The organism is Lottiidibacillus patelloidae, from assembly GCF_002262935.1.
Lineage (GTDB): Bacteria > Bacillota > Bacilli > Bacillales > SA5d-4 > Lottiidibacillus > Lottiidibacillus patelloidae.
Window position 1 is genome coordinate 172,532 of the sequence record NZ_NPIA01000001.1, and the last position, 12,794, is coordinate 185,325.

The 12,794-nt window shown below is 35.0% G+C and carries 15 protein-coding genes; 10 read left to right on the forward strand and 5 right to left on the reverse strand.

The genetic code is table 11. The annotated features are described in order from the left end of the window. Positions 1-29 precede the first annotated feature (29 nt). Together CIB95_RS01025 and CIB95_RS01030 are read left to right on the forward strand one after the other, a co-directional pair. The gene (locus CIB95_RS01025) at positions 30-719 is read left to right on the forward strand and encodes an AzlC family ABC transporter permease (RefSeq protein ID WP_094922095.1); all 690 of its coding nucleotides are present in this window, start codon (positions 30-32) and stop codon (positions 717-719) included. Continuing rightward, on the forward strand, positions 712-1,014 hold the full coding sequence (locus CIB95_RS01030) for an AzlD domain-containing protein (protein ID WP_198949141.1): 303 nt from the start codon (positions 712-714) through the stop codon (positions 1,012-1,014). Before CIB95_RS01025 ends, CIB95_RS01030 begins: the two co-directional genes overlap by 8 nt. Before the next feature lie 65 nt (positions 1,015-1,079). On the opposite strand, the gene phnE (CIB95_RS01035) is transcribed toward CIB95_RS01030, so the two are convergent. From phnE (CIB95_RS01035) to phnD, 4 genes are all read right to left on the reverse strand, one after another. Beyond that, positions 1,080-1,886, reverse strand: coding sequence for a phosphonate ABC transporter, permease protein PhnE (phnE, locus tag CIB95_RS01035; protein WP_094920668.1), 807 nt, complete (start codon positions 1,884-1,886; stop codon positions 1,080-1,082). Next, complete coding sequence (gene phnE / locus CIB95_RS01040; RefSeq protein ID WP_094920671.1) at positions 1,886-2,692, reverse strand: phosphonate ABC transporter, permease protein PhnE; 807 nt, start codon at positions 2,690-2,692, stop codon at positions 1,886-1,888. Before phnE (CIB95_RS01040) ends, phnE (CIB95_RS01035) begins: the two co-directional genes overlap by 1 nt. Further along, positions 2,692-3,504: a phosphonate ABC transporter ATP-binding protein gene (gene phnC / locus CIB95_RS01045; RefSeq protein WP_094920674.1), complete on the reverse strand. Its 813-nt coding sequence runs from the start codon at positions 3,502-3,504 to the stop codon at positions 2,692-2,694. The genes phnE (CIB95_RS01040) and phnC overlap by 1 nt, the downstream gene beginning before the upstream one ends. An 81-nt stretch (positions 3,505-3,585) precedes the next feature. Continuing rightward, positions 3,586-4,485, reverse strand: a complete 900-nt coding sequence (gene phnD, locus CIB95_RS01050; protein WP_094920676.1) for a phosphate/phosphite/phosphonate ABC transporter substrate-binding protein — start codon at positions 4,483-4,485, stop codon at positions 3,586-3,588. A 239-nt stretch (positions 4,486-4,724) separates the two neighbouring features. On the opposite strand from phnD, the gene CIB95_RS01055 reads away from it, so the two are divergent. From CIB95_RS01055 to CIB95_RS01065, 3 genes are all read left to right on the forward strand, one after another. Further along, on the forward strand, positions 4,725-5,543 hold the full coding sequence (locus tag CIB95_RS01055) for an HAD family hydrolase (protein WP_094920679.1): 819 nt from the start codon (positions 4,725-4,727) through the stop codon (positions 5,541-5,543). An 88-nt stretch (positions 5,544-5,631) separates the two neighbouring features. Next, entirely contained in the window at positions 5,632-6,891 is a 1,260-nt protein-coding gene (locus CIB95_RS01060) for a M48 family metallopeptidase (protein WP_094920682.1), read from the forward strand. Positions 6,892-6,977: 86 nt separating this feature from the next. Then, a complete protein-coding gene (locus tag CIB95_RS01065) occupies positions 6,978-7,874 on the forward strand; it encodes a diguanylate cyclase domain-containing protein (RefSeq protein ID WP_158217538.1) in 897 nt (298 codons plus the stop codon). A 26-nt stretch (positions 7,875-7,900) separates the two neighbouring features. Here CIB95_RS01065 and CIB95_RS01070 read toward each other — a convergent pair whose 3' ends face one another. After that, a complete protein-coding gene (locus CIB95_RS01070; RefSeq protein WP_094920687.1) occupies positions 7,901-8,392 on the reverse strand; it encodes a YajQ family cyclic di-GMP-binding protein in 492 nt (163 codons plus the stop codon). A 142-nt stretch (positions 8,393-8,534) separates the two neighbouring features. On the opposite strand from CIB95_RS01070, the gene CIB95_RS16120 reads away from it, so the two are divergent. From CIB95_RS16120 to hpaE, 5 genes are all read left to right on the forward strand, one after another. Further along, positions 8,535-8,690, forward strand: a complete 156-nt coding sequence (locus CIB95_RS16120; protein WP_158217539.1) for a hypothetical protein — start codon at positions 8,535-8,537, stop codon at positions 8,688-8,690. A 139-nt stretch (positions 8,691-8,829) separates the two neighbouring features. Next, positions 8,830-9,486, forward strand: a complete 657-nt coding sequence (locus CIB95_RS01075; RefSeq protein ID WP_094922099.1) for a GntR family transcriptional regulator — start codon at positions 8,830-8,832, stop codon at positions 9,484-9,486. A gap of 77 nt (positions 9,487-9,563) precedes the next feature. Then, entirely contained in the window at positions 9,564-10,493 is a 930-nt protein-coding gene (gene hpaI, locus CIB95_RS01080; RefSeq protein WP_094920690.1) for a 2,4-dihydroxyhept-2-ene-1,7-dioic acid aldolase, read from the forward strand. Continuing rightward, entirely contained in the window at positions 10,494-11,285 is a 792-nt protein-coding gene (locus CIB95_RS01085) for a fumarylacetoacetate hydrolase family protein (protein WP_094920692.1), read from the forward strand. Continuing rightward, positions 11,285-12,793, forward strand: a complete 1,509-nt coding sequence (hpaE, locus tag CIB95_RS01090; RefSeq protein WP_094920695.1) for a 5-carboxymethyl-2-hydroxymuconate semialdehyde dehydrogenase — start codon at positions 11,285-11,287, stop codon at positions 12,791-12,793. The genes CIB95_RS01085 and hpaE overlap by 1 nt, the downstream gene beginning before the upstream one ends. The last annotated feature ends 1 nt before the right edge of the window (position 12,794 follow it).

Consider the following 12,794-nt stretch of genomic DNA (forward strand, 5'->3'; position numbering starts at 1 on the left):
GAAAAATAGTGCATTCTCCACAAATAACTATGAATCAAAATAGTTCCTTCTTAACGGGAATAAAAGCTGGAATTAGTATTGCTATCGGCTATTTACCGATTGCCATTACTTTTGGTTTATTAAGCAAGTCGACGGGATTAAACTTTCTAGAAACAATTTCAATGAGTATTTTTGTTTTTGCTGGTGCTGCGCAATACATAGCATTAAGTATGATCGCTGTTGGAACAACAGGACTTGAAATCGTTCTGACTACGTTTATCGTAAACATACGCCATTTGTTAATGGGGATGTCCATCAATGAAAAATCATCGAAAGACCCTCTTATTTCAAAGCTTTTCTACTCTTTTGGCATAACTGATGAAACTTTTACTGTAGCAATGACACAAAAAAACAGAGTTAGTAACGGATTTATGTTCGGTCTTATTACTATTTCTTATGGGAGTTGGGTCATTAATACCGGTGTAGGGTTTATTATAGGAGCAAATTTACCTGAAGTTTTACAAGAAAGTATGGGGATAGCTTTATTTGCAATGTTTATTGGCTTGTTAGTGCCAGCTGCTCGTAAAAATGTAAAATATTTAACTTTGGCAACAGGGGCGGCAATATTAAATAGCTTATTTAGTTTATATATTAGTATGGGCTGGGCAATAGTATTAGCCACAGTTATTTCGGCTATTCTAATTGAATTGATCTGGAAAGGGGAGGTTGAAAGTGAGTAATACGATGCTAATCATTGCCGGAATGGCAGTAGTTACTTATATACCACGAATGCTTCCTTTCTTGTTTATGGATAAAATTAAAATCTCTCCTTTAGTTAAGCGAATTTTGCGTAATGTACCGTATGCGATGTTAGGGGCACTTATCTTCCCTGGCATATTGAATGTAAGTGAAGATATATATTTTGGCATTATCGGGGCTTGTACCGCACTTTTTCTAGCTTTTATGGGGTTAGACGTCATAATCGTTGTTTTGTTGACTATTGGAGTACTTAGTTGCTACTTATATTTGATTTAAAACTGAAGACCAAATAAAAAATAACCCTCGATTGTTTTCGCCAACAATTAAGGGTTATTTTTAAATTATACAATTTTCTTACGAAGGTAAGCACTTAGGAAGTCAATGATTGTAACAACAACGATAATTACAATTAAAATCATTCCAACTAATTCCCAGTCTCTCATCTGTGCCGCTATAATTAATGGTGCACCGATACCACCAGCACCTACGATACCTAGTACTGAAGATGCACGAACATCAATTTCAAATCGATAGATCGCATAAGACGAACATTCAGGAATTACTTGAGGAATAACGCCATGCCAAATCGTTTGTAATTTGTTAGCTCCAGATGCTTCTAACGCTTCAACAACACTCATATCAATTGATTCGATAACTTCTGAGTATAATTTACCTAGCATTCCAATTGAGTGTATTCCGATAGCCATAATACCTGCAATTGGACCTAGTCCAAACGAACCAACAAAGATAATTGCTAAAATAATTTCCGGGAATGCACGGATTGCATTTAAGATAAATTTACCAGTAGAAGAAAATTTACCACTCATATTTTTTGCAGCTAAAAATGCAAAAGGAACAGCTAAAAGAGCAGCGATTAATGTACCTGCATATGCGATAAAGATTGTTTCTACCATTTTTTCAATGATATATGGTAATTCTGCACGAACCTCTTCTATGAAGAAAGGATCCCAAAATAATCGTTTAAACATAGATCCGATCGTATTGTCATTACTTTTATAAGAGATATCTGTATATTTAAAAGCGATAAAGTAAAGTACAGCTAAAATTGCTGTAACAAGAAAGAACTTTATCCAATATTTTTTTCGATTAGGATCTTTCATATATAAATAATCTTGTTGCTTATCCATTATAACAATCTCTCCCTTATGCTAGCACTGATCGTGTCGATGATTACTACAGCAGCGAAAGTCATAAGGATAATCATCGATACATTTCCAAATTCATTGAAGTCTAAGTTTTTCTTTAGGATATGACCGATACCACCAGCACCTACTAGACCGAGAACAACGGAAGCTCGTACATTAATTTCTAATACATACAATGAGTATGAAGAATAATGTGGTAGAATTTGAGGCATTACTCCGAACCAAATAACCTGAAAGACATTTCCACCAGTTGCACGGATAGCTTCCAGTGGACCAGGGTCTACTGATTCTACCGTTTCACTAATTAATTTAGCTAAAATCCCTAAAGAGAAAATAAATAATGCACCAATACCGGAAATTGGACCAAGTCCAACAATACCTACTAATACTACAGCTAAGATTAGTTCGGGAATTGTACGTAATATGTTTAAGAAAAAGCGAACTCCAGTGTATAAATATTTATTTGTATTTATATTTGAAGCTGCTAAAAAAGCAAATGGTAAACAGAAAATGACTGCAAGAGTAGTAGAAATTAAGGCAATGTTCCAAGTTTCAACTAACTTCCCAATTACTTTATCCCAGTAACTCCAGTTAGGTGGGAATAAGTCATTTTTAAAGAAATCAATTGCATATGGCATACCAGTAACAATTTCGTAAATGCTTAATTCAGTAAAATATGCTGAATAGGCATAAATACCTACGATAATTGTAAATATTAATGTCATAATTTGCTTGGATTTCTTTGATGTTATAGGTATTTTCTTTGGAGTAGTTTTAGATTTTGCCATTACTTCTCCACTCCTGTATCAGTAGATGTGTTTTCTTCTTCATCCTCCAAGTTTCCACGAAGGTCATCTTCTTTAATAGGACGTCCATAAATTTCTTCGAACGTCTTTTCAGTAACTTCGCTTGCAGGTCCGTCAAAGACAACCTCACCAGCTCTCATACCAATAATACGATCTGCATATTCCATTGCCATGTCAATAAAGTGTAAGTTAACAATAGTAGTTATGTTATCTTCACGGTTAATACGTTTTAAGTCTTTCATAACAATGTGTGATGTTGGTGGGTCAAGACTTGCAACAGGCTCGTCCGCTAGGATTACTTTTGGTTGTTGAGTTAACGCACGCGCAATACTAACACGTTGCTGTTGTCCACCACTTAATTGATCAGAACGAACATAAGCTTTTTCAGCAATTCCAACACGGTTTAAACTTTCCATCGCTAATCGAACGTCGGATTGTGGAAATAAGTTAAACATACTGCGAAACGTTCCAATATGACCTAAACGCCCAGTTAAAACATTCTTAAGTACAGTAGAACGTTTTACTAAGTTGTAATTTTGGAAGATCATCCCGATTTTTGTACGCAATTTGCGCATTTTCTTTTCATTAAATTTTAATGTATCTTCTCCGTCGATGAGTAATTCACCTTCGGTTGGTTTCACAAGTTGGTTAATACTACGAATTAATGTTGATTTACCCGCACCAGAAAGTCCGACAACAACAATAAATTCGCCATCATTAAATTTTAAGTTTACATTTTTAAGTCCTTGATGACCGTTTGGATAAGTTAGTGAGACATTGTTGAATTCAATCATGTTTTACCCCTCTTTTTTAAATGAATGAAAAGGGAGAAGTTTTCACTTCTCCCCTTTTATTAAATTGCTTAGAATATAATATTACTCGTTGATTGAGTCTTTGAAAATTTTGTAAGTTTCACGAACGATGTCATAGTCAGCTGGTGATGCTTCAGCAATACCAGTCCAGTTATAAACATCTTTAAGAACTTGTACCATTTCTTCGTTATCATTGAAGCTTAAGAAAGCAGTTTTAATTGATGCAATTAATTCATCAGAAAGACCTTCACGGACTACAATTCCGTCATTTGGAATTGGGTCAGAGTATCCAATAACACGAACCTTATCCATTACATCTGGATAATCTTCTTCAACACGAGTACGTGCATCTTCGTAAGTTGTAGCAAAGTCAGCAGTACCAGTTAATAATGCTACGATAGCGTTATCATGTCCACCAGCAGTTGTTTGCGTAAAGTGGTCGTCTAAGTTTTCTACACCCATAGACATTAATTGGTTAGCAGGGAATAAGAAACCTGAAGTAGAAGAGTTATCTCCGTAAGCCCAAACTAAACCAGAAGTGTTTACTAAGTCTTCAATTGATTGAATGTCAGAGTCAGCAGGAACATTGTACTGTGCTCTATAAGAAGAAGCACCAAAACGAACAGCTTTTAAAATAACTGTAATGTTAGCACGCTCTTCAGCTTTAACATATCCGAAAGGAGGTAAGAAACCAATGTCAATTTTCTTTGATTTTAATCCTTCAGATAATGCATTGTAATCGGTTACAACTTCAGCTTTAACAGGTACACCTAATTGCTTTTCAAGTTCAGCACGTAGAGGTTCTACAGTACTAGCAATCTCAGCAGCATCTTGAGAAGGTACAAATCCCATTACAATTTCACCGATTGAATCGATTGTGTCAACCTGTTCCTCAGTGCCACCACAAGCAGCTAGAGATGCGATCATTACTACAGATAAAAGTAGAGCAAGTAATTTCTTCATTCTTTTCCCTCCAAAATAAATTGTAGTTTTTTGTATTCAATTGTCAAATTCTATTATCTATGATTTCTGATAAATTGGCTATACTTTTTTAAAAATTAATTAATTTATTTGTAAAGTATTGTTACCTTGTTGTAAATGTAGTGTAATAAGTATAGTGAAATCAACCTGTTATGTAATATTTCCAAAATGAGTTATATTATTTATTATGAGAAAGAGAATCTTAAGGAGTGACAGTAAACGTGGATTTTTACAATGATTATGAATTATATATTTTTGATTTAGATGGAACGTTATATGAAGATACTAGCCACTTTGATTATTATGGAAAGTTATTAAAGGAACAATTACCTATAGAGATGCAGGAGCATTTTACAAAAGAATATGAACAAATGAAAGAAGGAAACCATGCCGTTGCTATTGGTAAGGCATACGATGTAGAACGCGATAGTGTTCTTACATTAGACCCACTCACTTTAAAAGTAGTTGAAGTAACAGATTGGAATGGGACCAAATGGGAGCAAAATAAAGTAGCAAATACATATGCAGGAAAACTTACCTTTGATTTTGAAAAGATGATTGCTATAGGAGATGGCTGGTGGCTACCTTTTGTATGTGCAAAACACTTTGGAGTTGAAGATACATACAATAGCTACCTCCAAACAAAAGAATATATGGTCACTGACCAATTTCAATTAACGAAAACGCCTGGATTAAAACAAGGGTTAGAAAAGCTTAAAGAAAAGAAGCAAATCGTCTTAATGACAAATAGTGATGCTGAAGATGTAGGCAGACTTCTAAAAGAACTTGATTTAGATGGAATCTTTGACGACGTGATTACTTCTGCAATGAAGCCGACGAAAACGACAACATTTTTAAATGAATTATTATCTAAATATAAGGTAACACCAGAGCAAGCTGTTTCAATCGGTGATAATTTTATAAATGAAATTGCTCCAGCCCTTGAACTCGGAATGAATGCCCTCCTAATTCAAGCAGCAGATGTTGATGTAACGCATGAGAGATTACAAACTGTAAAAACGTTAGCTGACGCTTTATAAACCAGACAAAAATGTCTGGTTTTTTCGTTCTAAAATATATGGATTAGCCTAAACTATAAAAAAGGAAAATGTTATAGGGGGAAAAAAGTTGAAGAAATTTTTGGTGATTCTTCTTTCGTGTTATTTCGTTTATGGACTTGCAGTAAGTATATATATTTTTTACGGCTCAGACTCTTCTTTACCAGTTGTGTACAAAGGTTCGGCAGCAGATCCAGAGTTATTTATGACAGATAGGGAATTAGAGCTAAGCCAAGAGTTTTCGCAAATTAAAAATATTATTTATTTTTTGCGTATTCCACTTGAATGGGGGGCTTATTTAGCGATATTAATTTTTGGCTTATCTAATGCATTTGAAAAATGGGCAAAAAAACGAAAATTCTTTATTGTGCAAACAGCAATATTTGTTTTTTTTATTTCCTTGTTCGTTCGAATTATCTACTTACCAATTGATATTTATAGTTACAAAGTAAGTGTCGCTTATGGAGTTGCCACACAATCCATGGCTAGTTGGTTTAAAGATGTCGCTATTACTTTTTTAGTTAATCTAATCGTAATGACAATAGTTATTGCTACGATTGTTTTCTTATTGAAAAAGGCAAAACAGAAGTGGTGGGTTTACACGTGGCTTTTATCAATTCCTTTTACGGTATTTTTTATGTATTTTCAACCTGTCATTATTGCTCCATTATTTAATGATTTTTATGAACTGCAAAATAAAGAACTGCAAAGCGAAATTTTAGAGTTAGCAAACGAGGCAGGTATTCCTGCAGAGCGTGTATATGAAGTAAATATGTCAGAAAAAACGAATGCAATGAATGCTTATGTTACGGGGATTGGCAGTAATTTGCGAATAGTCTTATGGGATACAACTCTCGAAAAGTTAGAGAAAGATGAAGTGCTGTTTATTATGGCCCATGAAATTGGACATTACGTCAAAAATCATCTACTTCTTTCATTACTAGGATCTATTGCCTCAACATTTTTTGGCTTATATGTAAGTAATCGTCTCCTGCAGTGGTCATTGAACAAATGGGGAGAAAATCTAAAAATACATAGTCAGGCTAGTTTCGCTATTATCCCGGCCTTACTATTAATATTTTCATTGTTAACATTTGTATCAACTCCAGTTTCAAATGTTATCTCAAGGTATCATGAACTAGAAGCAGATCGATTTGCAATTGAAATGACGAAAGACCCAGATGCAGCGATCGGATCTTTCCAAGCGTTAACAAAAGCAGGTTTAAGTGATGTTAACCCACCGACAGTTGTGAAGTGGTTGCGATATACACATCCAACCATGCTTGAACGACTTATATTTTTAGAATCGTTCAGAAATAACTCGCAATAAAATCTGTTTTTGCATTGTTTTGTAAAACAAGATGGCGGGTATGTTAAGCTATAAACATGCTTAACTTATTTGGGGGAGTTTTACTAATGGAAAATAATTTTCTCGACCGCCTATATAAAAAAATATTTCATAGTCTTTCGGACATGGTATTTATAATGGAAGTTGTCGATGGGAAACGTTTTAAATATGTTGCAGCTAACGAGGTTGCAATGGAGCACGCTGATCTTAATAATAAAGAGTTTTTAGGGAAAGTATTAGAAGAAGTTCTGCCAAAAAATATTGCTGAAGTACTAAATGGTCATTACACGAACGCATATTTGCAAGGTGAGGCATACGTATTTGAGGATTATGTAATTTCAAAAAACAAGCAATTTTATGGTGAATCAAAACTGACAGTTTATTATGATGAATTAGAGAAAAAAACCTATATTTTATCAATTACACGGGATATCACTGATCGGAAAAAAGCGGAAGAAAAATTAAGAAAATTAGCGTATGAAGATTATTTAACAGGTCTTGCTAACCGAAAAGTGTTTGAGGATACTTTAGAATCATGCCTTGATGGAGTAAAAAAAGGAAATGGTATTAATCAAGCAGCGGTATTATTGTTAGATGTTGATCATTTTAAACAAGTTAATGATCAATATGGTCATAGTGTTGGCGATGTATTGCTAAAAAAGATAGCGGAAATATTACAAAATAACGTAAAAGGAAACGGAACCGTTGCCCGTATTGGTGGGGATGAATTTGCAATAGTATTAGAAGTTGAAAGCGCTAACGAAGCTAAAAATATTGCAAAAAACATTTTAAAAGAGAGTGAAGAAAAATTACTTGTTGAAAGAAATGAAATTGTAATTTCCCTAAGTATTGGTATTGCCTTAAGTTCGACAGGGCGGGGGAAAACAGTAAAAAAACATGCGGATGCAGCTTTGTATGAAGCAAAAGAAAATGGAAGAAACCAATATAAATTTTATCAAAAGTAAAACCCGCGCAAGCGGGTTTTTGTTGATTAACGGAAATTAATAAATTGTACTTCGATTGGTAAATCTTCAGCTTTAATGGCTGCAATTACTTGTTGTAAGTCATCGCGACTTTTGCCAGTCACACGAACTTGGTCATCTTGAATTTGGCTCTTGACTTTTAACTTTAGATTTTTAATTGTATTGTTAATAATCTTAGCATTATCTTTATCAATTCCAGAAACTAATTTAACTACTTGGCGAACAGTACCACCTGATGCAGCTTCGACTTTTCCATAGTCCAAATTTTTAATAGGAACATCTCGTTTTATTAACTTAGAAAGCAATACATCGGTTAATTGTTGAAGCTTATATTCATCATCAGATAATAAAACTAGTTCTTCATCCTTTAGCGTAATATCACTTTTACTTCCTTTAAAGTCATATCGTGTTGTTATTTCTTTTAGAGCAATGTTTACTGCATTTTTCACTTCTGGAAATTCTACTTTCGAAACAATATCAAAAGACGCTTCTTTTGCCATTAACTTCCACACCCATTCTTTTTTACCTATATTATATTGCATTTGCTTCAAAAGACAAAACGCAGTTGTAAATCTAGTAAAAAAGGCGAACCTATGCAATAGATTTCCCATAATATAGTAGTAAGGAAAAGGAGGGGGAGAAATGCATAAAGGATGGATTTTCGTATTATTTGGATTTCTATTTTTAATTGCACTGTTTTTGTTTTTTTCACTAACAATTGTCTTTATTAAATGGTTAGCAGCTTTCTTTGTGGTGGTCATTATTATATTTCTATTATTCCAGTTTCTTTTTTACTAGTTTTCGACAAAACTACTGATAATATATAAAAATAACCCTGTTGTATAGTTTATTGCTAGTTGCGATAATAGTGGTAAGAAATAGGACAAGTAATTTTTTTTTGTTTGAAATCATATATGATTTTATATATGATATACATATGAAGAACAAACCTCAAAAACAGAGCAAGCAACAAGCAGCCTATCAAAAAATCCGCACACGCATCTTAGATGGAACATACTCACCTGGTTACCGCATCGTTATCGATCAATTAGCAAAAGAATTTAAGGCAAGCGCTATTCCAATTAGAGAAGCAATACGTCAGCTTGAAGCAGATGGTCTAATTCAATTTAAGCCTTACTCTGGTGCAATAGTTACCCCAATAAATGAAAACGAATATATCGAAACGCTATCGGTATTAGCAGTTTTAGAAGGGTATGCGACAGCACTAGCCTCAAACTTTATGACAGAAAAAGCAATTGACGAATTGAGAACAATTAATCAGAATATGGTTCGTTCTTTAGAGTCATTTGATTTTTTGTCGTTTGGTAAATTGAATAGAGACTTCCACGCAACAAGCATTCAGTATTGTGACAACAAATTCCTAGTGGAAAATATTAAACAAACATGGAATAGAATTGATTCGATTAGACGAATGGGCGCAACATTTGTTCCAACACGTGCAAAGCAATCAATTTCAGAGCATGAAGAAATAATATCTATGCTTGAAAGAAAAGCAACGCCATTTGAAATTGAGCAATTTGTCAGAGAGCACAAAATGAACACTGTAAAATCTTTTGATGATAGAAAAGGGTAAAGGGGGATATTTTTTTAAATTAAGTTTTCCGAATATTCAGTCGTTTAATGATGAAAATTGTAAAATGGGGGAATGAAATGATGGTTATGAGTATCGAGGAAGCAAAAGTTAAATTTAAAGGTTCAATAGCACCAATTATTACACCATTTAAAGAGAATGATGAAATTGATTATAAAGCGTTGGAGCAATTAATTGAATGGCATATTGCAGAAGGAAGTCACGGAATTTCTGTTACTGGAACGACAGGTGAACCGAGTTCATTAACGGTAGAAGAACGTGTAAAAGTAATGGAAACAGCGATTAAAACTGTTGCAGGAAGAGTTCCAGTTATTCCTGGAACTGGGTCAACAAATCATGCGGAAACACTTTACTTAACGAAACGTGCAGAAGAATTAGGTGCTGACGGCGCAATGGTTATTGTTCCTTATTACAATAAGCCAAACCAAGAAGCATTGTATAAACATTTTAAAGCTGTGGCAGACTCTACTAGTCTACCAATCATTATCTACAACATTCCTGGGCGAACGGCGACGAATTTACATGTCAAAACGCTTGCTAAATTAAATAATGATTGTGAAAACATTATCGGTGTAAAAGAGTCAAACAAAGATTTTGAGCACGTCAATCGTGTGTTATTACATTGCGGCAAAGATTTTCTCCTATTCTCAGGGATTGAATTATTATGTTTCCCAATGCTAGCAATTGGTGGAGCTGGCTATATTAGTGCCACTGCAAACGTATATCCAGGTAAGGTTGCTGAAGTTTATGATGCATGGGCTGCTGGAAATGTTGCTCGTGCGCAAGAACTGCATTATGAGTTAATGCCGTTAAATGATGTACTTTTCAAAGATACTAACCCAGCTCCATTAAAAGCTGCATTAGGAATGTTGAATCGTGTCCATCCAAAGTTAAGATTACCAATGGATTTACCAGCAAAGGGACTGCAAGAGGAAATTGCTGAAGTATTAAAAGGCTACGGCTTACTTTCTGAAAAGGTGGAGTTATAAATGAAAAAAGCGAGAGTGATTATTGAAGGTCGTGAACAACAAGTAACGGTAAAAGACGATCAACTAATTAATGCAGGTGGAAAAGTTTACTCTACAAATGACGTGCAAGTTTGGCTACCACCACTAAATCCTAACAAAATGATTGGCTTAGCATTAAATTACGCTGACCATGCTGAAGAATTAGGACTTGAAAAGCCGAAAGAACCAGTCCTATTTATTAAGCCGAATTCTTCTTTAGTTGGTCATAAAGCGCCTGTTTTTTACCCTGATGGAGCAACATATATGCACTATGAAAATGAACTTGCAGTCGTTATTGGGAGAGAAGGAAAAAATATAAAACATAGTGAAGCGATGGATTATGTATCTGGATTTACTATTGCAAATGATGTAACGGTTCGCGATTTTGTTAATAACTACTATCGTCCACCAGTGCGAGCAAAAGGACATGATACGTTTGGACCAATGGGACCATATCTCGTCGATAAAGAAGACATTGCGGATATTAATAATGTTGAACTACGAAGCTATGTTAATGGCGAGCTTCGCCAGCAAGGCAATACAAAAGATTTAATTTATACAATTCCTGACTTAATAGAGTTTATCAGTTCATTTATGACACTCCAACCTGGAGATATGATTTTAACAGGTACGCCAAAAGGAATTTCCCACGTCCACCCTGGCGATACAATGCGATTAGAAATAGACGGAATTGGAGCGCTTGAAAATCGTATTGTTGATGGCAGAACGAAAAAAGGAACAGAAAAAAGTGAAGCTATCGGAGGAACACGCTAATGACTTTCATTCAAAAGGAAATCTACAATTATATTAATGGTGAATTTGTTTCTAGTAGCCTCGGTAGAACTTTTGAAAATATGAACCCTTACACGAATGAAATTATTAACCATGTCCATGAAGGGGCAGAAGAAGATATTAATCTTGCGGTAAAAGCAGCAAAAGAAGCTTTTGAAAATGGACCTTGGCGCTCGTTAAAGCTAAATGATCGTTTAAAGTATTTATATGAGATTGCCATAAAAATTGAAGAAAATGCTGAAGAAATTGCATTTCTTGAATCAGTAGACACAGGCCTACCTATCAAGCAAACTCGTAAAATGGCAAAGCGTGCGGCAGAGAATTTTCGTTTTTATTGCGAAATGGTCAAAAATCGCATGGTTGGCGAAGCGTATAAAGTTGATGATGAGTTCATTAATTATACGCTTCATAAACCAGTCGGGGTAGCTGGATTAATAACACCGTGGAATGCACCATTTATGCTAGAAACTTGGAAAATCGCCCCTGCTTTAGCTACAGGAAACACATGTATTTTAAAACCAGCCGAGTGGTCACCTTTAACTGCAAATAAGCTGGCAGAAATTATTAATGATGTTGGTTTACCAAAAGGGGTTTTCAATGTCGTGCACGGATTTGGTGAAATCGCTGGAGCAGCACTAGTGGCCCACGAAGATGTGCAAATGATATCTTTTACTGGTGAAACAAAAACAGGTTCTGAAATTATGAAAAATGGCGCTGACACGATGAAACGTTTTTCAATGGAACTTGGTGGGAAGTCTCCAATTATTGTTTTTGATGATGCGAACTTTGAACGTGCCGTCGATGCATGTATTTGGGGCATATTCTCATTTAACGGAGAGCGATGTACAGCAAACTCTCGTCTCTTCCTACAAGAAGGAATTAAAGATAAATTTATCGATGCTCTGAAGGAAAGAGTGGAGAATATTACGATTGGTAACCCGCTCGATAATGAGACAGAATTAGGACCATTAATTCATAAAGAACATCTAAATAATGTTCAAAAGTATTTGACCATTGCCGAGCAAGAAGGTGCTGAAATTGTTTCGCCTTTACTACCTAAGGGGTGTGAGAAAGGTAATTTTGTTCCTCCTACGCTCTTATTAAATGTGAAAAATGAGATGACAGTTGCTCAAGAAGAAATTTTTGGACCAGTCTTATCCATTATTACCTTTAAAAATGAGGAAGAAGTGATAAGAATGGCTAACGATGTCAAATATGGATTAGCGGGGTATGTATGGACGCAAGATATCCAGCGTGGACATCGCATTGCAAGCCAAGTTGAAGCAGGGATGATTTGGGTTAATTCGCAAAATGTTCGAGATTTACGCACGCCGTTTGGTGGAGCGAAATATAGTGGGATTGGCCGTGAAGGTGGCCATTATGGTTTTGAATTTTATACAGAAATGCAAGTCATCCATGTAGCAGTTGCAGATGTAAAAATTCCGCAGTTTGGAAAAAAGAAGCTTCAGCAAATGTCTAAAGAGGGGTGAT